Origin of the sequence: Priestia sp. HNGD-A6 (genome assembly GCF_045784335.1) — a bacterium.
GTDB lineage: Bacteria > Bacillota > Bacilli > Bacillales > Bacillaceae_H > Priestia > Priestia zanthoxyli.
This window is the reverse complement of record NZ_CP138621.1, coordinates 4,106,579-4,132,676: the sequence shown is the minus strand read 5'-3', so window position 1 is coordinate 4,132,676 and position 26,098 is coordinate 4,106,579. Positions and strand designations below refer to the sequence as shown.

Sequence of the window (26,098 nt, the reverse complement as noted above, 5' to 3'; positions counted from 1 at the left end):
CAATTTTTAATAGAGCAATCAAAGCGTAAGACCAAAAAAATAACAAAAACTATCAGTAGAATGTTTTTAAGAAAAAAATAAAAACGGAGAGTGAGACATATGAAAATCGTTTGGATATCAGCTTTACTGTTAGGATGCTTAATGGGATTTTCTATCAGCGTGGATATGATGCAAGGATTTAGTTTTTCCATGGCCTTGCAAAATGCCTACAGTCCGTTTCGTGTTATGGAGTTTGCTGAATTATTTGTCCTTTTTTTCCTTTTGTTCTGTTTTGTAGTTGAAGTATTTTACCGCTCATTTAAAGTAAAAAAAGCAAAACAGCAGCAAAAATAAAACTCCGTAAAAAACACATATTTCTCCTTTTTACCACCTATTCTCCTTTCCATTTAAATGTTATAATTTTCATAATTGGAGAAACTTTTACACGCCTTTCTTCATGGAAAGCTGTACGCTTAAACTACAAAATAAATATTAACTTTGAACTAAAAGGTGAAGAAATGATGAAAAAAAAATTAGCCGTTATTAGTACAGCTTGCTTACTTATTCTTGCAAGTGACCCCATCTCTTCTTATGCTACTCCTGATTCCCCGGATTCCTCTTCCGATGTTTTGGACCAGTCAACGGACGTGGATACAACTGAAGATGTAAAAGCTATTTTTGACTCTCTTTATCAAGAAGGCTATTCGCTCGGAGAAGAAGATGGATACGCACAGAAAAAATTCGAGCAGTTCGATCAAACAACAGGGCTGGACAAATCTTCTGAAGAATTCACATGGTTTATGATGGGGTATTCGGTAGGATATAAAAAAGGACAGCAGCAAAAAGAGGAAGAGCTCAAGACTGAACAAGAAAATGAAATGGCTGCCGGCGAAGAGGAAGGCTATCAGCAAGGCGTCCTTGATTACAAACATGCTACTATTCAATCAGAAATCGACCCCTTCCCTTCTAAGTCATCCGACTGGAATAAAGGTTATGTTCAAGGCTACAAAAAAGCTATTTCTTTAATGGACCTATCTGTTAAAGCAAAAAAAGAAGGCTATGAACAAGGTCTTGAAAATGATTCGATGAGTGTTCCCAGCATGTATGATGATGAGGATGTCACACGTCAGGCTTTTACAGAAGGCTTTGAAACCGCTCAAGCCGAAGTACTGAATCAGCAAAAAAAGCAGTTTGAAAAGCAAGGCTACGTACAAGGCTATCACGACCTTCCACTCGAAGTACCTGCAGAAGCAGAGGGCGAATTGCAAACAGCCTTTGAACAAGGATATGAAAAAGGACAAAAACAAAAACAAAAAGACGTAAAAGCAGATGGATACGACTCAGCTTTCACTTATCAGACCTATAGAGCGCCTAAAAGTCTTCAGGATAAGCCTCAACTAGAAAAATGGTACAAAGCAGGTTTTTATTCGAATAAAGATGTGAAATCTTTACAGCAAAAAGCTTATAAAGACGGCTGGAAACTAGGAAAAGAAATGAGCGTTCCGAAAAAATACAAGCAAAATAAAGCTGCGGTGGCGATGTACAAGAAATATTTTGAACAAGGCCAAAAAAAGCAGGATAAAACAGTGAGTCATATCCTGCTCGGCAGCGGTATCGTTCTTACACTGCTTGCCCTTATCACGCTATGGAGACTTCGCCGCCGTAAAAATGAAGAGACAACACTAGATAGCTAAAGACAAGTACATAAAAAACCCGGAAAATCATGATTTTCCGGGTTTTTATGTTAAATAATCATTCGTTTATTTTCCGCAAGCTGAACTTCTTGCTCCTGTTTTGACTGATTTTGTTTTCGAATTTTCAAATAATAATAAACATAACAGCCTATAAAGAAGATACCTCCGCAGTATAACGCCATTCGCTGCTCAGGATCAAACGCAAGACTGATCATAACAATACAGTTCGTAATAAGCGCTACGATAGGCAGAACCGGATAAAGAGGTGTTCTAAATTTCAGATCTTCTACTTTTCCACCTTTAGCCACGTAAGCACGACGGAACGCAAGCAGTGAAGCTGTAATCGCAATCCAGCCAATTTGAGCGCCAAGTCCAGCGAGTGAAATCAGCCATACGAAAACGGTTTTAGCTGCCACTACGCTTGAAAGCAGCGAAAAACATGAAATCACAAGCGTAATTAATAGTGCATTAAACGGTACACCTCTTTTGTTGACTTTTCCAAGCGCAGGACTTGCCATTCCTTCTCTTGAAAGAGAATAAAGCATACGTGTAGCCGCGTAAAACCCAGAGTTTGCGACTGAAAGAAGAGCTGTTAAAATGATAAAGTTCATAATATCCGCCGCGTAAGGTACACCTACACTATCTAACACAACAACAAACGGGCTTTCTACAACGCCTGCTTTTTCACGAGGAATCATGCTTGCTAAGACAAACACGGATAAGACGAAAAAGAAAAGCGTACGCCAAACCGTTTGTTTGATCGCTTTTGGAATTGTTTTTTCCGGATTTTCACTTTCTCCCGCCGCAATTCCAATCAATTCTGTTCCTTGAAACGAAAAGTTCACCGTAATCATTGTAATCAGCAAAGCCGTTACTCCGTTTGGAAACAGCCCTTCGGCAAAGAAGTTTGATAGAAGCGGTGCTTCCTGTCCGCTTTTCATATCAATAAGTCCAAACATTGCCGCTCCACCTACCACAATGAACATAATGATGGCGAAAATTTTAACGCTTGAAAACCAAAATTCTGTTTCACCAAATGCTTTGGCTGAAAGTGCATTTAGTGAAAAAATTAACGCTCCAAAAATGGCGCACCATAACCAAACGGGCGAGCCAGGGAACCATCTTTGCATTAATTGTCCGGCAGCTAAAAACTCAAGTGCCACCGTTACTGCCCATCCTAGCCAGTACAGCCATCCAATCGCAAAACCGGTTGCAGGGCCGATAAATTTAGTGGAGTACGTTTGAAACGATCCTGCAACTGGCATAGCAACGGATAATTCTCCAAGACACAGCATCGTTAGATACATAATGATCCCTCCTACTAAGTAGGAAATCATTGCTCCCATCGGACCTGCTTCATTGATGGTATAACCTGACCCAAGGAAAAAACCGGTACCAATACATCCCCCTAGTGATATCATAAAAAGATGCCTTGTTTTCATCGTTCTTTTTAATTCTCCTGGCTGTCCCTGTGGAATATTCATCCCATTTCCTCCCTTTGCTGCACAAAAATGAAATCGCTTTCATTTTTTTAGGTTTATTTTGTTTTTATAGCCGCTTATTACGCAGCTCTTCCTGACTGAAGTCAATTGATGCCGGATGATTTTCAAATGGCGCCACCCCCGTAGCGAGGATGGCAGCCGCTTAGTCCTGTATGACCGTTTCTTGGATCATAACAGATTTTCTCCACACGATACCTGTAAGTAGCTTTTTCTTATAAAAGCTTATCACCAAACAATGAACTCATTAACGCAACCGCTACTTCTGCAGTTTTGTTATGCTGATCTAAAATGGGGTTCACTTCTACAAATTCAGCAGATGTCACCATGTCTGCTTCCGCTAACATTTCCATTGCTAAATGACTTTCTCGGTAGCTGATGCCGCCTTTTACAGGTGTACCTACGCCTGGTGCATCATCTGGATCTAAGCCGTCTAAGTCCAGCGACAGGTGCACACCGTCTGTACCGCTTAAATAATCAATCGTTTCTTTCATCACTTGCGTCATACCTAAACGATCAATTTCATGCATCGTATACACTTTAATTCCTTTTTCTTTAATTAACTCTTTTTCACCATCATCCAACGAGCGTGCACCGATAATAACTAGATTTTCAGGTTTAATTTTTGGTGTATACCCTCCAATATTTAAAAGTACAGGATGTCCTATACCCAGGCTCACCGCTAACGGCATGCCGTGAATGTTGCCCGATGGAGATGTTTCAGCGGTGTTTAAATCACCATGAGCATCATACCAAATAACGCCTAAATTTTCTGAACCTTTCGCCACTCCTGCAAGCGTTCCAATTGCAATACTGTGATCTCCGCCTAATATTAACGGAAAGCGGTCTTGCTCTTTCACTTCTTCAACTCTTGCAGCAAGCTGTTCATTTCCGCTGGCTACAGCCGCTAAGTTTTTCAAATTCGCGTTTTTATCCACGTCTGCCCGTTCTTTAATCTCTACTTTAATATCGCCTTCATCATGTACGGTATAGCCAAGAGCTTCTAAGCGTGTATTCATGCCCGCATAGCGGATTGCGCTCGGCCCCATGTCTACGCCCCTTCTTGTTTGCCCGTAATCCATTGGTACACCGATAATTGAAATTTCTTTTTTCATTTTCTATACCTCCGTTGCATGTTAGTCTGTGTGAAGTAAACATAGGCGTTTATTTAACTATGTATTTTTTCATTGATACAGCCCCTCATCTATTTCTTATGCAAAAATGATGCCAACTTTGTTTGTAGCATTCTATCAGTCTTTTTATCACAGTTTTTCTTACACATGCCAAAAAAACTGTCGATTTCTACAACTTTTTGGCAAACTACGCAAATTTTTTTGTCGTTTGGTTTAAAATCGCCAATTTTATTTGCTTTCTTAAAAAGGAGTGAGCCAATATATAAATGAAACCTACGTTTACCATCGCAATAAAAAATCCGAACGCTTTAGATTCTCTATCAAGAATCAAACGCGTTCGGATCTTCCTTCAACTAAGCTACTTTTATCCCATTTAATTTGTAATAACGTCTCCGTCTTCATCATCGCCGGTATCGTTTTCACCAGGATCTTTTTCTAATGAGACTACTTTCTTTTCTTCATCCCATTTCACTTTGTAGCCAAGTGATTTGGCTACTTTGATAACCGATAAATAGGAGTGGTGATTTGGCTTATACAGCTTTAAATCACTCGAATCAATGACGCCTAATCCTAGCAGCAAGCGGTCGGACTGAACGTAAGGCTTTCCATCAATCAGTTTTACTTGCTTATCAGTAAATGGATACACGGCACGGTTGACTTCGACCGTAAACTCTCCTTTTTTCTCTTCTTTAATTGGTTTTGGCTGTTTGGATACATATTTAATTGCGTCTACTCCTAATACCGTGCCTTGGCGCGTATTATCAGCACCTCCGTACATTTTCCCCGTTTCATAGTCATAGATAACCGCTTGGACATTTCCAATATGCTCTGGCTTTTCTTCAAACGCATGTCCTTTAGCCATCATTTCAAGGAGTGTATCTTGGCTAAAGCCAGGTTCCCATCTTACGGTTGGATAGCCGCTTGAATAAATACGAGGCGTTAAAATCGCTTTTTGAATTGGCATCTTATGGTCAATAACATTCATAATCGTTTCTGCTACAGACGCAATAATGGTTGGGCCTCCCGGTGAACCAATTGCCATGAACGGCTTTCCGTCTTTTAACAGCATCGTTGGAGACATGCTGCTTCGAGGACGTTTTTTAGGCTCAACCTGGTTCACGCCTCCCGGAGTGGCATCAAAATCCGTCATTTCATTGTTGAGCATAAATCCGTAGTCAGGAACCATAATTCCTGAACCAAAAACTTGTTCAATGGTAGTCGTGTAAGAAACCATGTTTCCCCATTTGTCTACAACAGAGAAATGAGTCGTTTGGCCGATTGGATTTTCTTCCGTTACCGTTGCTTTATTTGGATTTTCTTTTCCTTCATATTTCCAAGGGTCTCCTTCTTTAACATTAGGCGTTGCTTTATTTGGATTAATTAATTTACGACGTTCTTTAATATAATCTTCATCTAACAGGCCTTTTTTCGGCACTTCGTAAAAGTCTTCATCTGCCATATACGCCGCGCGGTCTGCAAAAGCTAAGTGCATCGCTTCCGTTAAATGCTGCAAATACTGTGGCGTATTGGAACCCATTTTTTCTACATCATAACCTTCCATTAGCTTTAAAATTTGCTGCACGGTTAATCCGCCGGAGCTAGGAGGAGCCGCACTAACCACATCGTAGCCTCGGTAAGTTGTTTTGACCGGCTCGCGTTCTTTTACAACATAATTTTTTAAATCATCCATGGTCATGCTTCCACCGCGTTTTTGAACTTCTTTAACAAGTGCTTTTCCAATTTCTCCTTTATAAAGAGCGTCTGACCCTTCTTTTTGAATAAGCTTTAATGTTTTCGCAAGATCAGGCTGAACAAGCTTATCTCCTTCTTTTAACGGCTTGCCATTCGGTACAAATACATTACCGGCCGTTTGGTATCTTTCAAGCTTGTCCGCATTTTCATCGATATACTGAGCCATCGACCAATTCACTTTAATTCCTTGTTCCGCTTGAGTAATAGCAGGTTTAATAACATCTGATAAGTCCATTGTTCCATAATCTTCAAGGGCTGTTTCTACTCCTTTTAACGTGCCCGGAACTCCAACTGCTTTTCCTGTTATGTGACGCTTACTGAAAGGAATGACTTTTCCTTTTGAATCTAAAAACAGCTTAGGCGTGACATCAGCCGGTGCCATTTCACGGCTGTCTAGCATCGTAATTTTATCTTTCTTTTTTTCATAAATCATCATAAAACCGCCGCCGCCGATACCAGACATCATCGGTTCCACAACGTTTAGAGATAGTTGAATGGCCGCTGCCGCATCTACAGCGTTTCCGCCTTCAGCTAACACTTTCCTCCCCGCTTCAGCAGCCAGCGGGTGAGATGCCGCTACAATTCCTTGTGTAGCACCCCGTTTCATTGAATGGTCGACACCCGGAACTTCAGCAGCAGCTGGTGTGACAACTAAACATAAACTAAATAACGTAATAGCCAACATCTTCATAACCTTCATCTGGGTCTCCTCCTTCAAATGCATTATTTCACATCGCCTGAGACGATGGATTTCACGAAGAATAAATTGGTTTATTATGATATTTTTTACATATGCGTATAAATAAAAAGCAAAGTAAATCATACCTTTGCTTTTTTAGTTAATCGCATGTTTAACTTTTCTCTCTATTCATTTACAATTATCTATATTTTCTAACAATTTATCCATAGGCTGATAGTTTCTTACTATTTTTGGAACTATGTAGACTGAACGCTCTAATAATGTAGAAAATCTAGCAGTTAAGAAGTCGTTCGACTTACATGCACTTCTTAAATTTTTTATAAATATTCTTATTGTTATATAAAAAGCAATCCTTTATGAAAATCAGCATACGTTTTCTGAAAATCAAAAATAAAACAGGACTTTAGATTCATCGTCCTGTTTGGAGCATGTTTTCGACTTTTTTAATGTCCGCGTGCGTAGGATTGATTTCCCGAGCATAGGCGATTTGTTCTTTCGCTTTTTCCATTTCTTTTAATTGAATATAGGTTTTGGCGAGTTCGAGCGGCAGCATAATCCCTTCAAAACCAAGATCTTGCGCCTTCTGCAAATAAAACAGCGATTTTTCGTAATTCCCTCCAAACATAAGCGGAGTTTCCCGATATTTTATTCCTCGAACGAAGTGCGCCAAGCTTGAAGATGGATTTAATGTTAATGCCTGATGAAGAGCCCGGTCCATTTCTAAGTTCAATACCATTTTTTCAAAGATAATTGATTCTTCGATTTGCTTTGCTAAACAAACGGCTAAGTAACAGTACAAATCAGATGCTTGAGGTTTTTTCTTCATTTCTTGTTGAATTTCGCGCTTAATCTCTTTCCACTTTCCCTCTTCTAGCTGATTCATGACGTATTGTGCATGTATTCCCACCTGTTTGCCCTCCTTTTCCTCTTTATCATAAAGGATTTCTGCGCAAATGAAAAAAGTAAGTGTTCTTCATTCTTCACAAAAAACGTTACCATTAAAAAATAGGCAAATTTCTCAATCACTTAACCCAATTAGTACATAGGATATAGAGACTTTTATTAAAGGAGGTTACACATATGGGCGCAAAAGGCGGTTTTGGTTTTTCATTTATCGTTGTTTTATTTATCCTATTAGTAATCGTAGGGTGTTCTTGCTACTACTAATTTCTAGAGAGGATGAACATCATTCATCCTCTCCTATTTCAAAAAAAACCATGCTTTCGCATGGCTACATACCGATTAGATGAATGAGTAGAGGAACTCATTGTTCGGCAATATTGAAGAAATTTTTGGTTTTTACTTCCGCCTAGTATGCCCTTTTTGACGGGGGCTATGCGCAAATAAAGTTAACGTTTAAAAGCGAAAGCCAGACGCACCTACAATAACAAGTAAAACAAATAACACAACGATTAACGCAAAATTTTGTTTTCCCACGTACCATCCCTCACTTCCTGTTATCTGCTTTTAGTGTATGCAACAGCTTGGCAAAATGTTTAGGACAGGGGTGCGGATTTTTCCAATGAGAAAAACCTTCAAATTTCGCCAAAAAAAGTGAATCATATTTTTGTTTCTTTCGTTATATATAGTAAGAGATTTTTTTACTATAAAAAAGGAGGGGCTTTAATGCGCCGACATTCCAAATTGCCCATTGTTCTTGTTTTTGCCTTCTTTTTATTCATCGCAACTGTTTTGTGCGTAACCTCTTATATGTCTTGAACGTATAAATAATATAAAAAAATCGCCTCATCGAAGGCGATTTTTCTATCCTAGCATTATATCTTCGTTTGGATAGCGAACGGCTTCACGCTTTTGCTTAGATAATGAAAACGCAAGCGTTAATGGCCCCACTTTTCCTAAAAACATGATAAAGATAATAATCACGCGTCCAAAGTACGAAAGTTCAGGAGTCGCTCCCATCGATAAACCTACTGTTCCAAACGCAGAAACAACTTCAAACATAATTTTTACAAACGGCAGGTTTTCCGAAATATTTAACAGGAAGATGGCCCCAAACACAAACATAATTGAAATCATCGTAATGGCTAGTGCCTTAAACACATGAAGAGGAAGAAGTCGTCTCTTTAGCAGCACAATATCTTCCCTGCTTCGTAAAAATGCCCATACAGAAAAGACAATCACCACAAACGTCGTGAGTTTGATACCCCCTCCTGTTGACGCACTCCCTGCACCAATGAACATCAATAAAACCATTAAAAACACCGTTGCGTCATGCAAATGAGCTAAATCAATTGTATTAAAGCCAGCGGTTCTTGTTGTTACCGCTTGAAAATAAGAAGCCCATACTTTGTCTCCTAATGATAAATTTCCGAGCGTATGCGAATTGCTGTACTCTAAGAAAAAAATAAAAAGCATGGCAATCACGTTAATGGCGAACGTGCTGATAATCATAATTTTTGAATGCAGCGTTAGTTTTTTATACGATTTTTTCACCCACATATCAGCAAGGACGGTAAACCCTAACCCACCAATAATAAAGAGAAAAGAAATCGTGATGTTAATAATAGGATCTCCTACATACTGAACTAAGTTATCAGACAGTAGTCCGAACCCTGCGTTATTAAAAGCCGAAATCGAATGAAACAAGCTAAAGAACAGCCCCTTAGACCATCCGAATTCCGGAACCCAGCGTATCGCTAAAAAGATCAGTGCAACAAACTCAATTAAAAATGAAAAGATGAACAACCTTTTAACTAGCAGCACAACTCCACCGACGCTCGTCTGATTTAATGCCTGCTGAACGAGCATACGCTCTTTAAATCCAATTTTTTTACCTAGCATCATAAAAATCAGCACGGCAAATGACATAATGCCAAGACCGCCTATTTGAATTAACAGCATAATAATGGTTTGACCGATGACGGTAAAACGCGTACCTGTATCTACGACGGCTAAGCCGGTCACTGTCATAGCGGAAGTAGATGTAAAAAGGGCGTCTACCCACCGGATTGGCTCAGTAGTAGAAAAAGGCATCATCAATAGAAGAGCACCAATAATAATTCCTCCGCCAAAAATGGAAACAAGAAGCTGCGGAGGAGTTAGTTTAATGATTTGTTTTTTCATGAGTTAAACTCCTTCTTCTTCAAAACGGTTTAAATCGCGATTATGTCCGATAACAATCAGCATATCTCCTTGTTCAATTATTTCATGCGCGGTAGGCGAAATCACCATTTCCCCGTCTTTTCGCTGAAAGCCGATAATATTGCAGCCGTACTTGGCACGGATATTTAAATCAAACAGCGTTTTATTATGAAGCTTTTTAGAAGCGACAATTTCGACAATACTATAATCCTTTGACAGTTCAATGTAATCAATGATTTTTTCTGACACCACGTGATGAGCAATACGCTTCGCAATATCGCGCTCAGGGTGAATGACTTTGTCCGCTCCTATTTTCTCCAGCACTTTTTGATGATACATATTCACCGCTTTTACCCATACTTGCTTAACGCCCATATCTTTTAAAAGCATCGTTGCAAGCACGCTTGCTTCGATATCGTCTCCAAACGAAATAAGAGCATGATCAACGTTACGAATGCCTAGCCCTTTTAAGCTAGCTTCATCAATTGCGTTCGCTTGCACGACATATGTAGCTGAGTTGCTATATTTCTTTACTACCTCCTGATTGCGGTCGATAGCGAGCACATCCACATCCAAATTAGCAAACTCTTCAACCAAACTGCCTCCAAAACGACCTAATCCCAATACAGCAAACTGTTTTTTCATAATGTATTTATTCCTTTCTTCAACTGCTGTGTGTTCTCTTAGCTTATACTTTTTCTAAAAAATTACATGTTTTTCTTAAAAAAAGCGCAAAAAAACACAGGAAGGCTCCTGTGTTTTTTCACACTCTTCCCCCTCAAAACGCTTGCGAAGTTAGCTGTCGGGTTCGGGTTTTAAGAGTAACCCTACCTTTTTAAGGATTCACCCCGGAGCACAATATGTGCGTAAATAATGGGTCCTCCGCTCCGTAATGGATTAAGCGATTTTTATTCAAATGTCTATGATCTATTTTTTAGAATAATCGATTCGATTCATGATACGTTTCACTTCACGAAAGCTATCTTACTCCTGTGGATTTTGTCTGTCAAGATATTTTTAGGGAAGACATCACTTGCGCTGCAAACTGCAAAAATCATATAAATCTAAACTGACAATCAGTTTGTGAAATTGATCAAACAAATTAATAACAGCCAAAAGCTCTAATAGCTGCGTATCACTGTAAAATTTCTTTAATTGATCCATATCAGCATCCGTCAAATCCCTTGGACGCACTCGGTATACATCTATAAATCGAAACAGCAGTCGATCTTTTTCTTCCAGCTCTTTTTCTCTTAACACTTTTTGATTAAGCGTCTTATCGCCTACATATGACATGCTCATACACGTCTCACAGCCGTTAACACCTGCTAGATAAAGCCTGATTTTTTCCTTAGTCTCTCTTTTTACTATATCACTGTTCCAAAGCTTGTCGTATAGCTCATCATACAACCTTTTTACATCTGGAATTAAGTTCAGTGCTTTTTCAAAATTTGTTCCCTCTTCGTTTGTTAACAAAACTCTTGCCATTTTTTACTCACTCCTTTTTAATTATTATAGTAAGAAAAATGGAGATTTCAGATAACAAATAAAACATATTATCTGCTATTACTAATCAAATGAAACATTAATATGAAAGAAGGTTTTCAATTGAAAATTGATGAAATTGATTTATCGATTTTGCAGGCACTGCAGCAAAACAGCCGTCTTTCCTTAAGAGAGCTAGGAAAACAAATTAACCTGTCTCCTCCTTCAGTGGCAGAGCGAGTAAGACAGCTAGAGAGCTTTGGTATTATAAAAGGATATACAATCGATATTGATTATGAAAAGCTGCAGTTGCCCGTCTCGTGTTTTATTGAAGTAACCATGAAAAACGGAGAGCACGAGCGTTTTAAACGATTTATTTCTCAGTATCCCTATGCTTTATTCTGTGAACGCATCGCCGGACAGGCTTGCTTCATTACAAAGCTTCAGCTTCCTCACCTGCACGTACTCGAGCAATTTATTAACGAAATTACACCTTATGCCAAAACGATTTCACACATCGCCCTTTCTCACGTGGAGATGTCTTCTGCATTATTGAGTCATTTAAAAGATGAAAAGTGATTGAAACATACGTTCACCGTACTAACGAAAAGATCCGAACGATTCATCGTTCGGATCTTCTTTCCACTAAACTACTTCTGTCCTAGCCTCTTTTATTCGTCCAAAAGCATAAAAAATAACCCTCCAAAGCTGGAGGGTATAAATTTTCCGAATAATGAAAGTTTTACAACTTCATTCTATCAGGTACCGACATTTCTGTCTACTTAAAAATGTAAAAGAGCTCTCTATTAATAGAAAGCTCTTTTACCTGCTTGTTTTTTGAAAACAATCAATCTATATAAAAGGGAACTACCTAAGGTTGAAAGTCACGTGAAACCTTGGCAGTTGATCCTGGATATACCGGTTGATATGATTCAAAACAAGTTCTTTCATCATTTCTTCTTTGACTTCTGATTCCGTTTTTTTATCTTTTTGTTTTAAAATAAGAATATAATAGACTTTACCCATTTTAATGGGCTTACTACACTCTCCGATGTGCTGTTTTTTTAAAACATCTATAAAAGAGGGAGATAGACTTGAAAGCTTTAGATTATCATCATTCTCTATTTTGCTGATGGTCTGGACATCAGCATATTTTTTTTGAACGTCTTGAAGCGATGTTCCTTTTTGCAGCTCAGCCGCAACGGTCTCGGCATCATGTAAAGTTGTAAAAGTTAGCTGCGAAAAAGATACGCGCGTTACATCATTCTCAATACGTGTATAGTAAGCGTCTAGTTCATCAGACGTAATTTGTTTACGGAAATATTCTTCTAATTTAAACTGATTTATTAGCTGTTTAGTTACATCGCTAGAACGAATGTGCAAGACTTCATAGCCTTGTTTTCTTGTATCTTCGTCATATGAACGTTTGATTTGTTTCCACATATCCTCGACTTTTTTCTGTACCCTGTCACTTGTCTTTAGATGCGAAATTAAGATTTTTTGCATGACAAGCTGCCGCAACAACTCTTTGCGGTAGCTTGTATCATTTAGCGGAGCATCGGGATTTAAGAACCCTTCAACTGCTAAAAAACGATTGAATTCAGCTCCTGTCACCTTTCCTCCTTCATACGCTGCCACTTCTTTAGCAGAAGATAGCTGACTAATTTCTACAGAAGGAAACATCGTGTTTGAATGCTTCCCTCCGCAGCCTGTTAAAAATCCGAACGCTGTTAATACTGCTAGCAGCAGCTTTAACGGTGCTGAACTCATCCATTGTTATCCTGCTGCTCTGAAAGCTTCAGAGAAATAGTTTGTTTTTTTCCATTTCGGTACACGTCTAATTTTACCGTGTCTCCTACTTTGCGTTTTGTGTATAGATATTGACGTAAATCACTGGATGTTTTGACTTCATTTCCATCGATGGCAACAATCACGTCTTTTGATTGTAAACCAGCATCAGAAGCAGAAGAGAATGGTTCAACCGTCGTTACGACAACTCCTTCAGACGTATCGCTTGTTAGGCCTAGCTGATCTTGTTTTGTTGCAGCTGAAAGCTGACCTACATCTTGAAGACCTACCCCCATATATGGACGCGTTATTTTTCCGTTTTTCATCAGCTGTTCAATTGTTGGCTGCACTTCATCACTTGGAAGAGCAAAGCCGATTCCTTCTACATTGTCTTCTGAAATTTTCATACTGTTGATACCAACTACTTCACCGGAAGAATTGATCAAGGCACCGCCGCTGTTTCCTGGATTAATCGCCGCATCCGTTTGAATTGCATCTACGTTCCAATTCTCTGAAATAGGGACAGAGCGTTTTGCTGCGCTCACGATACCTTGTGTGACCGTGCGAGAAAATTGTTCACCAAGAGGGTTTCCGATTGCAAGAACCGTTTCACCCGCCACTAAATCTGATGATTTTCCGAACTTCGCCACTTGTTCAACATTTTTGTCGGACATTTCAAGCACCGCTAAATCCGTTAGCGCGTCAGCTCCGACAATTTTAGCTTTTTCTTTTTGTCCGTTTGAAAGTGACACTTCTACTTCGCTTGCGCCGTCAATAACGTGGTTATTAGTCACAACGTAGGCTTTTCCATTTTCTTTTTTGAAAATAACACCGGAACCCGTTCCCGCTTCTTGCGTTTGGGTATCTCCAGAAAATGGATTTGTTTGCTGTTGAATATTGTTCACGCCTACAACAGCAGCTGATACTTTATTTACAACTGAAACAAGATCTGACTGATTCACGGTTGTGCTTACTGTTCGAGGCGTTGTGCTCGTTGTTGTTGCCGTTTGAGTCTGCGTTGTTTGATTCGCTGTTTGCGTATCCGCTGAATCCATTAACCCTAGCTGCGGAGCGCCGTATAGCACAATTCCTCCCCCTAGCACTGCTCCCGCGATGGAAGATGCGATCACTGGAAATAAGCGTCTTTTTGGAGGCTGTGATGATGACGCAGGCTGATACTGATCATAGCGCCGCTGGCGGTTTTCATATTCTTCTTTTCGTTCTTCCTCTCTTTCATAATCACGTGGATCCATGAAAATCACTCCTTTTAACGTAGCAAATTTTATGTTATCTATACTATAAAATAAAAGTTTGGGATAAGTATCAAAACAATATGTGAAATTGTGAAAAATTTCTTTATAACAGCAAACACGTAGTATAATAGCGGGTACATAAACCTTTAAAAAAACGCGCATAGATGGCGCAATATGCTTTATTTACCTTAATTTTCATATATTCAGAGGAAGGTGTCAAATTTGAGCTTTACACTATATTTAGTAGAGGATGAACAAAATTTAAACGAAGTTTTAACCCTTTACCTTCAAAAAGAAGGCTGGGACGTTCGCTCATTTTTTAACGGCACGGACGCAAAAGAAATGATTGCAACTCCTCCGCACCTGTGGATTTTAGATATTATGCTGCCTGATATTGACGGGTATCAGCTCATTCGCGAAATCAAGCAGCAAACGCCACATGTGCCTGTTATTTTCATTTCAGCACGCGATGCCGATATTGACCGGGTTCTTGGACTTGAAATGGGCAGCGACGACTATTTATCAAAGCCTTTTTTACCTCGTGAACTAGTTATTCGAGCAAACAAACTGCTAAACCTCGTATATGGTTCCAATCAAAAGAAAACCGATACCATTACGCTGACTCCTTATGAAATCGATTTACATACGCGTACAGTCAGTGAAAATGGAAAGCCGATTGATTTGACGTCTAAAGAATTTGATTTTCTTGTCACTATCTCAAAAGACCTTGGACAGGCTTTTTCAAGGGAGCAGCTGTTGAATCTCATTTGGGGAGAAGATTATTTCGGCACAGACCGAGTGGTGGATGATTTAGTGAGGCGCGTGCGTAAAAAAATGCCGCAAGCACGAATTGAAACGATTTACGGATACGGATACCGGATGATGAAAGCATGAAAAACAAGTCGCTTGCATTTCAAATTTGGCTCGTCATCTCGGGTATTTTACTGCTCATTTCAATTTTGCTCGCTATTTTATTCCCAACGACGCTTAGGCAGTTCTTCACGAATGAAATTTATACCACTATTGAAAATGAACAGCATATTTTAAAAGAATACGGCCTGCCAAGCCGCTCAGGTGAATACTACTTTAGCAATGAAGACAGTGAACCAACGCTTGGCAATCGAACCGTGGATCATATTTTATTGCCTGAACATGCGGATATCTCTTATTTTTCATCACGGGTGTTGCCTCAAGACTTTTTGAGAAAAGCACAGGAAGATGCAATCAGTCAGCGGAAAATCGTCGCTCGCTATGAAAAAGATCTCGGCAACCGGACGCTTTTTTATGTGATTCGAAAAGTAAGCGTAAACGGACAGCCTGCTTTTTTACTTTCATTTTCGTGGGATACGTATCGCAACGCGCTCACTTCTACTCTTTTTAAACAGCTGCTTCTTGTCATTTCAATTGTATTTCTATTCAGCTGGCTTCCATCTATTTGGCTATCAAGATACTTAAGCAAGCCGCTTGTATCGCTTGAAAAAGATGTAAAAAAAATCGCCGAACAAAATTGGCATGAACCTGTTACAGTCAACCGTTCCGATGAAATCGGCAAGCTAGGCGCGTCCATCGAGCAAATGCGCAAAAGGCTCGTATCTAAAGATGAAGCACAGCAAACGCTCCTTCAAAATATTTCACATGATTTAAAAACACCGGTAATGGTTATTCAAAGCTACGCTCAGTCGATTCAAGACGGCATTTATCCAAAAGGTGATTTATCCCAAACGGTAAAAGTCATTGAAGATGAATCCAAAAATCTTGAGAAAAAAATCCGCGATTTGCTTTACTTAACCAAGCTTGACTATATGTCCACTCACCAGCTTGCACAAGACGACTTTGATTTTACTGCACTACTTCATGAAGTAGTGGATCGCTTGCGGTGGAGGCGCCCTGAAATACAGTGGGAATTTGACGACGTAAATGCAACGATTAAAGGAGACAAAGAGCTGTGGACAAAAGTCCTTGAAAATGTACTCGACAATCAGCTGCGCTATGCTGATACGAAGGTTTCACTTTCACTTGCTAAACACCAAACGAACGTTCAATGTACCATCAGCAACGATGGTCCGCCGATTGATCAAAGCGTGCTTCAACACTTGTTTGAACCGTTTAAAAAAGGAGCAAACGGTGAATTCGGTATTGGCCTAAGTATCGTAAAGCGTATTGTTACGATGCACGATGCAGCCATTACGGCTGAAAACACAGACGCCGGAGTGACGTTTTCACTTACTATTCCTATATAAACTAAAAAAGCAAGGGAGTCGACTCCCTTGCTTTTTTATGAAAAAACCGATGTATATGCATAAAGAGCTGGTGAACCCCCGGAGTGAATGAACACCACATTCTCATCTTTTTTAAAATAACCTTTTCGAATTAAATCAATCAGGCCGGCCATCGCTTTTCCCGTATACACAGGATCCAATAAAATTCCTTCCGTACCGGCCACAAGTTTGACTGCTTCCACCATCTCTTCTGTTGGAACAGCATAGCCTGGACCGACATATTCATCCATACAAACAATATCTTCTTTTTTAAAAGGCGTTTTGCTATGTAAATGATCATAAAGTTCACTCGTCAGCTTGGCAACTTTCATTTCTTGCTCTTCTTTAGCACGACTCACATTCATTCCAATAACAGACACCCCGCTTTGAAGGCCTTGAAAGCCTGCCACTAGCCCTGCATGCATGCCTCCGCTTCCGCTTGTGCAAACTACGTGGCTAAGCTTTATTTGTTGCTCATAGCTTTGCATAAGCAGCTCCTGTGCGCAGGCAGCGTAGCCTGTTGCACCGATAACATTTGAACCTCCTACGGGGATTAGGTACGGCTTATGACCTTTTTCACTTAGCTCGCGCGCTACTTTTTCCATTTCCGCTGTCAAATCCGAACCTTCAGCGACAAACCGCATGTCATGAGCGCCTAATAAATGATAAAGAAAATAGTTTCCCGTCGGCTGATCACTTGCTTTATTTTCCCCTTCTTCTAATACGAGCACGCATTTCATTTGCTCTTTTACGGCAGCAGCAAGCGTCAAACGACAGTGATTGGATTGTATCGCACCGCACGTTACAAGCACGTCTGCCCCTTTTGCTTTTGCATCAGCTACTAGATATTCAAGCTTACGCGTCTTATTTCCGCCCCCTGTCAGTCCAAGCATATCATCGCGCTTCATATAAATTGAAGGTCCGTTTAACTGCTGAGATAAAACCGATAGCTTTTCTAAAGGTGTAGGGGAATCCGTATATTTTCTTCTAGAAAATTGCGTTAAGTTCATGCTCTCATCCTCTCTTTCATATTTGTTCTATTTTACCATATAGAAGCTTTTGAAGAGCTTTTTACGAAAGGGCTTTCTATAACTTGTATACATAAGAACAAGTAGTCAACATACATTAAACCATATAAACAGTTTGAAGGAGTGTTTTCAATGAGTGAAAAAGCAGTACTTTGCAGCGTCTCACGAGTAGTCAAATCACAGCACATTTTTCCAAATGACCTAAACAATCACCACACCCTTTTTGGCGGCAAAATTGTCGCTGACATGGACATGACGGCTTCTCTTTCAGCAGCTAAACATTCCAGAAAGTCGTGTGTTACAGCTTCCATTGATCATGTTGACTTTATCGAGCCCGTCACAGAAGAAGATTTTATTTCATATGAGGCATTCGTTGTTGTCACAGGAAAAAGTTCCATGATTATTTTTGTTAAAGTCATTGCCGAAAATTTGTTAACGGGCATTAAACGTATTGCTGCTACTTCTTTTCTTACCTTCGTCGCATTAGAAAATGGGAAGCCTGCTCCCGTTCCCCAAGTTATTGCTCAAACTGAAGAAGAAAAAAGCCTTCAAAAAGTAGCTCTTGAACGAAAAGAGTCCAAAAAAACGCAGGTTGAGCACAGCAAAGCAATTGCGCGCATCTTATCTAAATCTTTGCGCAGCAGTAATTAAGCTCTTCATCTAAAAAGCAGCTGTCTGCTTTTTAGACGAAGTTTTTTAGATTTCACATTGTTATTTAATATGATATGCGATATATTGGTTTTATGAAAAATAACATTCAACCTCTCAAACGACTTTCCCTACGGGAGGAAGTCTATCAAACACTTAAACACAATATCGTTATGCTTGAATTTCAGCCGGAACAAAAGCTTCAGGATAAAGAACTGGCTGAGCAATTTGGAGTTAGCCGCACTCCTGTTCGAGAAGCATTAAAAAGGCTCGAAGATGAAGGCCTTGTACAAACGACACCTGGTTCTTCTACAAAAGTGGCTCCATTAAACCTTGAGGAGGCAAAACAATCCTTTATTGTCGTCGCAGCTCTTCATGCACTTGCTGCTAAGCTGGCTTGTACTTCATTGCAAGAAGAAGATATGGGCGAACTAATCAAACATAATCAATCTCTAGAACATGCAATCAAAACACGAAATGTACTGAAAGCAATCGAAGCGGATGAAGCATTTCATTCCGTTTTTTTAAACCGGGCGAATAATTTAGAGCTAGAACGTGTTGTAAAACAAACAAGCGCCAAAATTCAACGTCTGGAAATCGCTCGCTTTTCTTCTCTTGCTAGCCTTTCTTCCGTTGATCAGCACAAAGAAATCATAAATGCTTGCCGTCAAAAAGATTCCGCACTGACATCACAGCTTGTCGAAACAAACTGGCTGACACTAGGTGAAGCGCTGACAAGTGAGGAGGAAGCAAAGTGAAGCCTCTTTTATTAGGCGTTGCTGCATCATTCTTTTTTGCTTTTACATTCGTTTTAAATCGAGCGATGGATTTATCTGGAGGCAGCTGGGCGTGGAGCGCATCTCTGCGCTATTTTTTTATGGTACCTCTTTTGCTTATGCTTGTTTATTTTTGGGGTGGCATCAAACCTGTGGTGGCAGAAATAAAAGCCCAGCCGCAAAAATGGCTGCTATGGAGCACGGTCGGATTTGGCTTATTTTACGCTCCTCTTTGTTTTGCTTCCGCCTACGGTCCCGGCTGGCTTATTGCAGGAACTTGGCAAATCACGATTTTATCGGGGTCTCTCCTAGCTCCTTTGTTTTACAAGGAAGGAAAAAAGCGAGGAGCCATTCCTTTCAAGCAGCTAGGTTTTTCGTTTATTATTTTAATAGGAGTTGTGCTCATGCAGCTTGAGCATGCGACTGAACTGTCGGCGGCTACTGCCTTGCTTTGTACGATTCCCATTTTAATTGCGTCTTTTGCGTATCCGCTTGGCAACCGTAAGATGATGGAGCTGTCGTCGCTTAATACGTTTCAGCGCGTGCTTGGAATGACGCTTTCAAGCCTGCCGTTTTGGATTATTCTTTCTGTCTATGCCTACTTGGCCGATGGACTACCAAAACCAACTCAGATGTATCAAAGCAGTTTAGTTGCTTTACTTTCAGGAGTGTGTGCAACGATTTTATTTTTTGCGGCAACTGACCTTGTGAAAAAAGATTCTCACAAGTTAGGTGCAGTTGAAGCTACACAATCGATGGAAGTTTTATTTGCCCTGCTAGGAGAGGTCTTCCTTCTATCAAGTCCTTTGCCATCGATTCTTTCTTGGGTTGGAATGGGAGTTATCGTAGCAGGCATGGTGCTTCACAGCTACCAAACGAGTCATAAAAAAGCTATACCTCAAAAAGAATTGACCTACTAATTAATAACAAAAAAGAGCGTCTCAGTCGGCGCTCTTTTTGTTTATACAACAGATCTTCTTTCTAAATTGAAGACATTAACCTGCTCAGCATCAAAGCGGCTTAGCAACGAATCTACTCCGTACTCAAGTGCAAAAGCACGTTCATTTTCTGAAATCGGAACGGCCTGCAGGAACGTTACTTTTTTATCAGATAGTTCAATCGTTGAAAAATTATCCCATAAAAACGGCGGAATCAGCAAAATGTGCTGCATATGAAAGCTGTCATCAAGGACTGCAATAACGTCTTTATAAATAGCTCCTGGGAAAATGGAGACATGAGATTTCATCATATGGAAAATACAGTTTGCTAAAATAGCAGAATAAATACCGAACTCCTCATGACAAGCCCCAACGATTTCAATTCGAAGCGGGATCCCTCCAACTGTATAACCTGTCGGACATTGATGTCCACCGAGCGTTGCATACGCGGTTACGTCTTGACGCGGATGATTTTCACATGCCACAACGTGAATACCATGCTTTTTTCGTTCATCTGAATAATCTTCAATTCGGTCCTTTTGACCAAATACATCTATTGCTTTATGTATAATTAATTCTTCATCTTTTGTAAAATTACTCATAAAAAACCTCCTTGCTTGCGACCTTAAAAAGTCCCCTACTGTACAGCATATACTACCGCACTCGCTTACGATATAGTTTTTAGAAAATGTGATAGAAATGTTATCGTTTCGTAACATACTATGAAATTGTCTCAAGAAGCAAACAAGAAACCTTAACCAATTTTTTCTTTTCCCATAAAAAAAATAGAGCCTGCACCATGGCAGCCTCTATTTTTTATGACATTATTATGAAATAATTTGTAATTCTTTTTGGTACTTCGTTAACGTTTCGTATCCATCTTTTGTGATGATCACATCATCTTCAATACGCACGCCTCCGAGTCCTGGAATATAGATACCCGGTTCAATCGTATACACCATGCCTTCTTGAAGCACATCATCATTGTTGCGGCTCATTGAAGGAAACTCATGCACGCTGATACCAAGGCCATGACCAAGACGATGCAAGAAATACTCTCCATACCCTGCTTCTGTAATAATATTGCGTGCTACCATGTCCAAGTCGCCAATGCGAGTGCCAGGCTTGGAAGCTTCAAGAGCTGCCTGCTCGGCGCGCTGTACCGTTTCATAGATTTCTTTTTGCTTATCATTAATCGACTTGTACGCGACTGTACGCGTAATATCTGAACAGTATCCATCTAGCACTACACCTAAATCGAAGAGAACCATATCTCCTGGCTTTAACGTGCGAAGACCTGGGTTCCCGTGCGCTTCTCCCGTTTTTTCACCAAATAACACCATCGTTGAAAACGACATCTCACGAATTCCTTTTCGCTTTAGCTCGTATTCAATTTTAGCCAGAACATCCATTTCCGTAACGCCTTCTTTTAAGGCAGCTACGCCTACTTCCACGCCAAAATCAGCTAATGCAGCTGCCTTTTGCAGAATCTCAACTTCACGCTCATCTTTAATTAAACGCAGCTGATTTAATTTCTCTTCTGCTCCGACTAGCTCAGCATTTGGATATAAATTAAGCAGTTCTTCAGCTCTCGCATACAGCAGCTGCTCTTTCTCTACAGCAACTTTTTTCACATCCATTACGTTTCGTTTATGTAAAGCTTCTTTAATAAGTTCCCAAGGATTTTGATGGTCTTCATATCCGATCACATCAAATTTCCAGCCGGCTTCTTTTGCTTGACCCACTTCCATTGATGGACAAACAAGCATCGGCTCCGCTTCATTAAATAAAAATAAACCAAGCAGACGCTCATGCGGATCCGTGTGAAATCCAGTTAAATAAAATACGTTTTCAGTTGACGAAATAAAGGCCGTTTCTACATTCTTTTCCTTCAGCCATGATACGACTTTTTGCAAACGTGCTTCCATTAAAAAAACCCCTTTCATTGTGCAATATTACTATTATAACATAGTTATTTAGCAATATTGTACAATGAATAGAGGTTAAGACAAAGCCGCGTGAAGAGTAGTAAGCTGCTCTTTAATCGCTTTTCGCTGAATACTTACTTTCATCAGCCAGCCATTTTCTCCGTATCTATAAATAAATTCGTACGTACCTTTAGAAAAATATTCTTTTACCAGCATGTCTCGGTTTTCAACAAATCCCGGATCTCCAATAAAATAGCTACCTTCTTCAAGCGGGAGCTCATGAACTTTTTTTTCTAGCTGCTTCTCTTCGTCTTCGTCATCATCTATCACAATGTGAAGACCACCTTCATCACGTACAACGTCAAATTCACCGTTTTGTTCAAGCTCAAGCACCGGTACCACTTGTCCATTTACCGTTAGCAGCTGCTTGGTTCCTTCAAGGACCTGGGACCAATGATCATCGTATAAAGTAGAAGAATAAAAAATATAGCCCTGAGATTTATATAATAAAAGCAGCTGTTCAAAATGATTTTTCACTTGTTCTTTATCAAATAGAATAACAAAATGCTTTCGATAGAAAAAACTTGTAAAAGGCAGAATAGACGATTGATTAAGCTCTCTAATTATTTCAGCACTATCCTTACCTGAAATAATAGCTCCGGTCAATTCCCCCGCGCCATAAGGTTTCCAATGACTTAACGCCGCTTCTGGAATCAGCACAAGGTTCGAAGATGACACATATATACTCATTCGCTTCACTCCTTTTTTCTGCACTTAGACCTATATTTAATTCTCAACAAACAGAGACTTTTCTCTTATACCCTTCTTAAAAGACAGAACTTTTTCCCTAACTATGATAGATTATAACAAATATCCTCGAAAAAAATAACCTTTATTTCCTCTTTCTTCTATTTGTACACTTCTCTTATTTTAGCTGTCTTCGCAGATTTACTAGTGAACGTACTTGCTAATCTAATTCCTTAGTGTTAATTTTATTATGTCGTTTTATAATTTTTTGCATAATTGGTTTTAGACAAAAAAGTATTAATATTTTTGAATGCGATGGTGAGACATTTGGAAGAACGTACAGAACGTAAACAACATAAAAGAAAAAAGCAAAGAAAAAAGAAACGCTTTAGAAAGCTACTTCTTTTCTTTCTCATTCTTGTAATCGCCGCTGGTGCATATGTGTATTATCAATACCAACAAGGATTAGCAGAAGCAGACGGAGCTTTTGGGAAAGATGGACAGTTTGATTTTAATGGTGCAAGTGCCAATTTAGATAGCATGAATGTGCTGCTTCTCGGAATTGACTCTCGCGGTGAAGAACATTCGCGTGCCGATACAATCATGATTGCTCATTATGACAAAGACAGCAATCAGCCTAAAATTGTTTCTTTGATGCGTGATTCATATGTGGATATTCCTGGACATGGCAAAAACAAATTAAATTCAGCCTATGCATTTGGCGGGCCCGAATTAATGCGTAAGACAATTAAAGAAAATTTCGGCGTAGATGTAAACTATTATGCCGTTGTTGATTTTAAAGGTTTTTCTAAAGTTGCCGATACGATTGCCCCTGAGGGAATTACGGTTACCGTGCCACACGAAATGTCGTCAGGAATTGGCATGACGCTAAAACCTGGAAAACAAACTCTTCACGGAGATAAATTACTAGGATACGTGCGATTCCGCCATGATAGCCAAAGTGATTTCGGGCGCGTGAAGCGTCAACAAGAAGTGATTGGTAAATTAATGGATGAAGCTCTTCAAGTAAAGACACTGGCGAAAGCTCCTAAGCTGTGGGGTGTCATTGATCCATATGTGGATACAAATATTCCGCCAAAAACATTTATTGTGATAGGAAAAGATTTTTTAGTTGGAAATCAGCCAGATTTAAAATCTCTTCGTTTACCGGTTGAAGGTTCCTATTCAAATGAACGAATATCCGGTATTGGTGCTGTTTTAAGCATCGACCTTGAAGAAAACAAACAAGCGTTACAGTCATTTTTAAATTAGGAAAAGGTGTCCATTAGAGGACACCTTTTTTTATACTATTCAAAAAAACTTCTGTTTTTCCTCCCTATCCTTCAAAAAATTTTCAGATTCGACAAAAAATGGAGATAAAATGGAGTTGTTTTCTAGAAAACAGCTGTTTCTTTGGAGTTCTATTTTTTCTCCTGTATGCGTATATGAAAAGAGAAGGACTTCTTTTTTATATTTTTTAGTCAAGGAGATGAAATGATGAAATTATATGGTTTTCAATCTGAAGAAGAGCGTTCCTTTCTTCATTCTACCTATAAAGTAAACCCATTGCTTTCTCATACTGGAGATGTCAAAATCAGCTTTTTATCTTTTCAAGAAAATGATTATACCCCCCGTCAAGAAGCTACGATTCCACAGCTTCTTTTAGTCGTTCACGGGGAAGGCTGGGTAGATGGCGATAACGGACTGAAAATTTATATCAAACAAGGTGAATCAGCATTTTGGAGAGCTGGGGAATCTTTTGAAGTCGGGAGTCTAACGGCTATGACAGGACTACTGATTGAAGGATTAGATATTGCTCCTCAAAAGCTGCTTACTTCTTTCTCACGAACAAACGCAAATTAAAAAGCCGCTTTGACGCGGCTTTTTTTATTATCTTAGTAATTGAGCGTAGCTTTCTGCGCTATCTTGAATAACTTTGTCACTCAGGTCACCGCCTGCTCCTTGAAATAAAAATGGAGTTTGGAACTTCATACCTGTTAAATTTGCCATAGCTTGGAAAGGAAGAAGCAGATGATTCATTGGGTAACGGTTGTATCCCCCTTCTTGATAAGCTTCTGCAGGGCCTCCTGTCGAAGTAGCTACGACAAACTCTTTTCCCTGAAGTTTAGTACCTTTGCTTCCATAAGCCCATCCGTATGTTAAAACAACATCTTGCCACTCTTTTAAGAGTGCTGGTGAGCTGTACCAGTAAAATGGAAATTGAAAAACAATACGATCGAATTGAACAGCTAACTCCTGCTCTTTTTCTACATCAATTTTGAAATCGGGATAGTTTGCGTATAAATCATGAACGTACACATCCTCCTCTTTTTTTACTCGCTCTGCCCACGCTTTATTAATACGAGAAGATGCTAGATTTGGATGCGCTAAAATAACCAGTGTTTTCATTTGGATACTCTCCTTCTGATGTCTGTGCTTGCTTTTTTCTTTTCTATTTTTTACGCTTGCCTCTCACGTCTTGTTCACTCATTCTTTCCTTTTCCTTCAGGAAATCCGAGTTCGTTTACACTTATAAATTACCAGTATTATCATTCTGCTTCAATAAAATTGACTTTGCTTTTATCACCTTTAATTTTTTTATGTACCCAAAACGGAAGATAAAGGACAAGAAAGCTAAGAATCATGATTCCTTCAATCCATACTAAATACCAAGGATGAGGTCCAAGAACATCTAGCAAGGAAGCGTGCTCTGGCTTTTTCATCATGTATAAATAATTCGCACCGAGTAAACGATTCATGACATAGATAAAACCTCCGTACAGATTAACAAATACTACGCTTACCCATAAAGAACGAAGCGTCGGCTCATATCTGCAGGCAGCAATTAGCATACAGCAAGCAAGTACCACACCGCCATGCGATACATAGAACTGCACATAGCGAAACTGGGCATACGCATAGCCGCCAAGGTCTGGGGTAATCATCGCTTGAACAGAGCTGCTGATTCCTGCGAAGTACACAAAATAAAAAAGAAATCTGCTTTTGGTTATCAGCATAACAGCAGCCAGCAGCACGACTATATCACTCAGCTGAAGAGGCAAAGAAGTTTCAACGGACCACTGATGACATCCGATTTCCCAAGCCTGGTAGGCCGTTTCTGAAGCAATTAGAACGAGTGAAAGCAAAACGAACGCAAACCTCTTTTTTCGCAGCTGCTTTCGACACAAAAAAATAACTGTTCCTATGATCACGATAATGGCTAAAGTTACAAGGTGTTCAACTGAAAAAAGCTGAAAAGAATGTTGTACAGGATGACACGCAAAAAATGAATTCATAACGGCGCCTCCTCTCCATCAGAAAACAAATTTGGTACCTTTAGCTTGTTCATAAGACCTCATTTTCATTAACGCTTCTCTCACATTAAAAAGA

At 39.6% G+C, this 26,098-nt stretch carries 27 protein-coding genes and 1 riboswitch; of the genes, 11 read left to right on the top strand and 16 right to left on the bottom strand.

Features of this window, described 5'->3' with window-relative positions; translation table 11 throughout:
• Positions 1–99: 99 nt before the first annotated feature.
• Both SCI76_RS21080 and SCI76_RS21075 read left to right on the top strand, forming a co-directional pair.
• Complete coding sequence (locus SCI76_RS21080; protein WP_182029200.1) at positions 100–333, top strand: hypothetical protein; 234 nt, start codon at positions 100–102, stop codon at positions 331–333.
• A 167-nt stretch (positions 334–500) separates the two neighbouring features.
• Positions 501–1,673: a hypothetical protein gene (locus SCI76_RS21075; RefSeq protein ID WP_328179568.1), complete on the top strand. Its 1,173-nt coding sequence runs from the start codon at positions 501–503 to the stop codon at positions 1,671–1,673.
• A 50-nt stretch (positions 1,674–1,723) separates the two neighbouring features.
• Here the strand turns inward: SCI76_RS21075 and SCI76_RS21070 are convergent, their stop codons facing one another.
• The 4 genes from SCI76_RS21070 to SCI76_RS21055 form a co-directional block, all read right to left on the bottom strand.
• Entirely contained in the window at positions 1,724–3,157 is a 1,434-nt protein-coding gene (locus tag SCI76_RS21070; protein WP_028415010.1) for an amino acid permease, read from the bottom strand.
• Positions 3,158–3,387: 230 nt separating this feature from the next.
• On the bottom strand, positions 3,388–4,287 hold the full coding sequence (gene rocF, locus SCI76_RS21065) for an arginase (RefSeq protein ID WP_328179566.1): 900 nt from the start codon (positions 4,285–4,287) through the stop codon (positions 3,388–3,390).
• A 391-nt stretch (positions 4,288–4,678) separates the two neighbouring features.
• On the bottom strand, positions 4,679–6,757 hold the full coding sequence (gene ggt / locus SCI76_RS21060) for a gamma-glutamyltransferase (RefSeq protein ID WP_048019954.1): 2,079 nt from the start codon (positions 6,755–6,757) through the stop codon (positions 4,679–4,681).
• A gap of 409 nt (positions 6,758–7,166) precedes the next feature.
• Positions 7,167–7,664 carry a M48 family metallopeptidase gene (locus SCI76_RS21055; RefSeq protein WP_028415012.1) on the bottom strand — a complete coding sequence of 166 codons (498 nt, stop codon included), beginning with the start codon at positions 7,662–7,664 and terminating at the stop codon, positions 7,167–7,169.
• Positions 7,665–7,837: 173 nt separating this feature from the next.
• Between SCI76_RS21055 and SCI76_RS21050 the strand changes: the two genes are divergently transcribed.
• A complete protein-coding gene (locus tag SCI76_RS21050; RefSeq protein ID WP_016765201.1) occupies positions 7,838–7,924 on the top strand; it encodes a YjcZ family sporulation protein in 87 nt (28 codons plus the stop codon).
• A gap of 189 nt (positions 7,925–8,113) precedes the next feature.
• Here the strand turns inward: SCI76_RS21050 and SCI76_RS21045 are convergent, their stop codons facing one another.
• From SCI76_RS21045 to SCI76_RS21030, 4 genes are all read right to left on the bottom strand, one after another.
• Complete coding sequence (locus tag SCI76_RS21045) at positions 8,114–8,194, bottom strand: YjcZ family sporulation protein (RefSeq protein WP_016765202.1); 81 nt, start codon at positions 8,192–8,194, stop codon at positions 8,114–8,116.
• A gap of 327 nt (positions 8,195–8,521) precedes the next feature.
• Positions 8,522–9,841, bottom strand: a complete 1,320-nt coding sequence (locus SCI76_RS21040; protein ID WP_048019953.1) for a TrkH family potassium uptake protein — start codon at positions 9,839–9,841, stop codon at positions 8,522–8,524.
• Positions 9,842–9,844: 3 nt separating this feature from the next.
• A complete protein-coding gene (locus SCI76_RS21035; protein WP_028415014.1) occupies positions 9,845–10,504 on the bottom strand; it encodes a TrkA family potassium uptake protein in 660 nt (219 codons plus the stop codon).
• Positions 10,505–10,628: 124 nt separating this feature from the next.
• A riboswitch (cyclic di-AMP (ydaO/yuaA leader) is annotated at positions 10,629–10,773 on the bottom strand.
• Between the two features lie 115 nt (positions 10,774–10,888).
• Positions 10,889–11,347, bottom strand: a complete 459-nt coding sequence (locus tag SCI76_RS21030) for a carboxymuconolactone decarboxylase family protein (protein WP_028415015.1) — start codon at positions 11,345–11,347, stop codon at positions 10,889–10,891.
• A gap of 120 nt (positions 11,348–11,467) precedes the next feature.
• On the opposite strand from SCI76_RS21030, the gene SCI76_RS21025 reads away from it, so the two are divergent.
• Positions 11,468–11,923, top strand: a complete 456-nt coding sequence (locus SCI76_RS21025) for an Lrp/AsnC family transcriptional regulator (RefSeq protein WP_028415016.1) — start codon at positions 11,468–11,470, stop codon at positions 11,921–11,923.
• 288 nt (positions 11,924–12,211) lie between these two features.
• Here SCI76_RS21025 and SCI76_RS21020 read toward each other — a convergent pair whose 3' ends face one another.
• Entirely contained in the window at positions 12,212–13,114 is a 903-nt protein-coding gene (locus SCI76_RS21020; protein ID WP_048019952.1) for a peptidyl-prolyl cis-trans isomerase, read from the bottom strand.
• The gene (locus SCI76_RS21015; RefSeq protein WP_034270556.1) at positions 13,111–14,385 is read right to left on the bottom strand and encodes a S1C family serine protease; all 1,275 of its coding nucleotides are present in this window, start codon (positions 14,383–14,385) and stop codon (positions 13,111–13,113) included. Before SCI76_RS21015 ends, SCI76_RS21020 begins: the two co-directional genes overlap by 4 nt.
• A 222-nt stretch (positions 14,386–14,607) precedes the next feature.
• On the opposite strand from SCI76_RS21015, the gene SCI76_RS21010 reads away from it, so the two are divergent.
• Together SCI76_RS21010 and SCI76_RS21005 are read left to right on the top strand one after the other, a co-directional pair.
• Positions 14,608–15,279 carry a response regulator transcription factor gene (locus SCI76_RS21010; protein WP_028415019.1) on the top strand — a complete coding sequence of 224 codons (672 nt, stop codon included), beginning with the start codon at positions 14,608–14,610 and terminating at the stop codon, positions 15,277–15,279.
• Positions 15,276–16,625 carry a cell wall metabolism sensor histidine kinase WalK gene (locus SCI76_RS21005; RefSeq protein WP_033579914.1) on the top strand — a complete coding sequence of 450 codons (1,350 nt, stop codon included), beginning with the start codon at positions 15,276–15,278 and terminating at the stop codon, positions 16,623–16,625. The genes SCI76_RS21010 and SCI76_RS21005 overlap by 4 nt, the downstream gene beginning before the upstream one ends.
• A gap of 35 nt (positions 16,626–16,660) precedes the next feature.
• Here the strand turns inward: SCI76_RS21005 and SCI76_RS21000 are convergent, their stop codons facing one another.
• Positions 16,661–17,653, bottom strand: coding sequence for a D-cysteine desulfhydrase (locus tag SCI76_RS21000; RefSeq protein ID WP_048019951.1), 993 nt, complete (start codon positions 17,651–17,653; stop codon positions 16,661–16,663).
• A gap of 150 nt (positions 17,654–17,803) precedes the next feature.
• Here SCI76_RS21000 and SCI76_RS20995 point away from each other — a divergent pair, with 150 nt between their 5' ends.
• From SCI76_RS20995 to SCI76_RS20985, 3 genes are all read left to right on the top strand, one after another.
• Positions 17,804–18,322: an acyl-CoA thioesterase gene (locus SCI76_RS20995; RefSeq protein ID WP_028415022.1), complete on the top strand. Its 519-nt coding sequence runs from the start codon at positions 17,804–17,806 to the stop codon at positions 18,320–18,322.
• 74 nt (positions 18,323–18,396) lie between these two features.
• The gene (locus SCI76_RS20990) at positions 18,397–19,077 is read left to right on the top strand and encodes a GntR family transcriptional regulator (protein WP_255902948.1); all 681 of its coding nucleotides are present in this window, start codon (positions 18,397–18,399) and stop codon (positions 19,075–19,077) included.
• A complete protein-coding gene (locus SCI76_RS20985) occupies positions 19,074–20,015 on the top strand; it encodes a multidrug resistance efflux transporter family protein (protein WP_394554113.1) in 942 nt (313 codons plus the stop codon). The genes SCI76_RS20990 and SCI76_RS20985 overlap by 4 nt, the downstream gene beginning before the upstream one ends.
• A 41-nt stretch (positions 20,016–20,056) precedes the next feature.
• On the opposite strand, the gene SCI76_RS20980 is transcribed toward SCI76_RS20985, so the two are convergent.
• The 3 genes from SCI76_RS20980 to SCI76_RS20970 all read right to left on the bottom strand — a co-directional run bounded on the left by SCI76_RS20980 (position 20,057) and on the right by SCI76_RS20970 (position 22,711).
• Positions 20,057–20,635 carry a suppressor of fused domain protein gene (locus SCI76_RS20980; RefSeq protein WP_013084584.1) on the bottom strand — a complete coding sequence of 193 codons (579 nt, stop codon included), beginning with the start codon at positions 20,633–20,635 and terminating at the stop codon, positions 20,057–20,059.
• Between the two features lie 225 nt (positions 20,636–20,860).
• Positions 20,861–21,961, bottom strand: a complete 1,101-nt coding sequence (locus tag SCI76_RS20975; RefSeq protein ID WP_243495076.1) for a Xaa-Pro peptidase family protein — start codon at positions 21,959–21,961, stop codon at positions 20,861–20,863.
• Positions 21,962–22,036: 75 nt separating this feature from the next.
• On the bottom strand, positions 22,037–22,711 hold the full coding sequence (locus SCI76_RS20970) for a hypothetical protein (RefSeq protein ID WP_394554117.1): 675 nt from the start codon (positions 22,709–22,711) through the stop codon (positions 22,037–22,039).
• A gap of 312 nt (positions 22,712–23,023) precedes the next feature.
• On the opposite strand from SCI76_RS20970, the gene SCI76_RS20965 reads away from it, so the two are divergent.
• Positions 23,024–23,980 (top strand): LCP family protein, encoded by a 957-nt coding sequence (locus SCI76_RS20965; protein ID WP_372454540.1) that lies wholly within the window; start codon positions 23,024–23,026, stop codon positions 23,978–23,980.
• 222 nt (positions 23,981–24,202) lie between these two features.
• The gene (locus SCI76_RS20960; protein WP_407544250.1) at positions 24,203–24,571 is read left to right on the top strand and encodes a cupin; all 369 of its coding nucleotides are present in this window, start codon (positions 24,203–24,205) and stop codon (positions 24,569–24,571) included.
• Between the two features lie 27 nt (positions 24,572–24,598).
• Here SCI76_RS20960 and SCI76_RS20955 read toward each other — a convergent pair whose 3' ends face one another.
• The gene (locus tag SCI76_RS20955; RefSeq protein ID WP_033579910.1) at positions 24,599–25,117 is read right to left on the bottom strand and encodes an NAD(P)H-dependent oxidoreductase; all 519 of its coding nucleotides are present in this window, start codon (positions 25,115–25,117) and stop codon (positions 24,599–24,601) included.
• Between the two features lie 140 nt (positions 25,118–25,257).
• The gene (locus SCI76_RS20950) at positions 25,258–26,004 is read right to left on the bottom strand and encodes a TIGR02206 family membrane protein (protein WP_243495079.1); all 747 of its coding nucleotides are present in this window, start codon (positions 26,002–26,004) and stop codon (positions 25,258–25,260) included.
• Positions 26,005–26,098: the final 94 nt, after the last annotated feature.

What these genes read in the sequence shown, in the direction of transcription:
- SCI76_RS20955 (WP_033579910.1), bottom strand. Translation starts at nt 25,117, where the DNA reads ATGAAAACACTGGTTATTTTAGCGCATCCAAATCTAGCATCTTCTCGT.
- SCI76_RS21070 (WP_028415010.1), bottom strand. Translation starts at nt 3,157, where the DNA reads ATGAATATTCCACAGGGACAGCCAGGAGAATTAAAAAGAACGATGAAA.
- SCI76_RS21040 (WP_048019953.1), bottom strand. Translation starts at nt 9,841, where the DNA reads ATGAAAAAACAAATCATTAAACTAACTCCTCCGCAGCTTCTTGTTTCC.
- SCI76_RS21020 (WP_048019952.1), bottom strand. Translation starts at nt 13,114, where the DNA reads ATGAGTTCAGCACCGTTAAAGCTGCTGCTAGCAGTATTAACAGCGTTC.
- SCI76_RS21035 (WP_028415014.1), bottom strand. Translation starts at nt 10,504, where the DNA reads ATGAAAAAACAGTTTGCTGTATTGGGATTAGGTCGTTTTGGAGGCAGT.
- SCI76_RS21080 (WP_182029200.1), top strand. Translation starts at nt 100, where the DNA reads ATGAAAATCGTTTGGATATCAGCTTTACTGTTAGGATGCTTAATGGGA.
- SCI76_RS20965 (WP_372454540.1), top strand. Translation starts at nt 23,024, where the DNA reads ATGGTGAGACATTTGGAAGAACGTACAGAACGTAAACAACATAAAAGA.
- SCI76_RS20995 (WP_028415022.1), top strand. Translation starts at nt 17,804, where the DNA reads ATGAGTGAAAAAGCAGTACTTTGCAGCGTCTCACGAGTAGTCAAATCA.
- SCI76_RS20950 (WP_243495079.1), bottom strand. Translation starts at nt 26,004, where the DNA reads ATGAATTCATTTTTTGCGTGTCATCCTGTACAACATTCTTTTCAGCTT.
- SCI76_RS21030 (WP_028415015.1), bottom strand. Translation starts at nt 11,347, where the DNA reads ATGGCAAGAGTTTTGTTAACAAACGAAGAGGGAACAAATTTTGAAAAA.
- SCI76_RS20980 (WP_013084584.1), bottom strand. Translation starts at nt 20,635, where the DNA reads ATGAGTAATTTTACAAAAGATGAAGAATTAATTATACATAAAGCAATA.
- SCI76_RS20960 (WP_407544250.1), top strand. Translation starts at nt 24,203, where the DNA reads ATGATGAAATTATATGGTTTTCAATCTGAAGAAGAGCGTTCCTTTCTT.
- SCI76_RS21000 (WP_048019951.1), bottom strand. Translation starts at nt 17,653, where the DNA reads ATGAACTTAACGCAATTTTCTAGAAGAAAATATACGGATTCCCCTACA.
- SCI76_RS20990 (WP_255902948.1), top strand. Translation starts at nt 18,397, where the DNA reads ATGCGATATATTGGTTTTATGAAAAATAACATTCAACCTCTCAAACGA.
- SCI76_RS20970 (WP_394554117.1), bottom strand. Translation starts at nt 22,711, where the DNA reads ATGAGTATATATGTGTCATCTTCGAACCTTGTGCTGATTCCAGAAGCG.
- SCI76_RS21075 (WP_328179568.1), top strand. Translation starts at nt 501, where the DNA reads ATGAAAAAAAAATTAGCCGTTATTAGTACAGCTTGCTTACTTATTCTT.
- ggt (WP_048019954.1), bottom strand. Translation starts at nt 6,757, where the DNA reads ATGAAGGTTATGAAGATGTTGGCTATTACGTTATTTAGTTTATGTTTA.
- SCI76_RS21015 (WP_034270556.1), bottom strand. Translation starts at nt 14,385, where the DNA reads ATGGATCCACGTGATTATGAAAGAGAGGAAGAACGAAAAGAAGAATAT.
- SCI76_RS21050 (WP_016765201.1), top strand. Translation starts at nt 7,838, where the DNA reads ATGGGCGCAAAAGGCGGTTTTGGTTTTTCATTTATCGTTGTTTTATTT.
- SCI76_RS21005 (WP_033579914.1), top strand. Translation starts at nt 15,276, where the DNA reads ATGAAAAACAAGTCGCTTGCATTTCAAATTTGGCTCGTCATCTCGGGT.
- rocF (WP_328179566.1), bottom strand. Translation starts at nt 4,287, where the DNA reads ATGAAAAAAGAAATTTCAATTATCGGTGTACCAATGGATTACGGGCAA.
- SCI76_RS20975 (WP_243495076.1), bottom strand. Translation starts at nt 21,961, where the DNA reads ATGGAAGCACGTTTGCAAAAAGTCGTATCATGGCTGAAGGAAAAGAAT.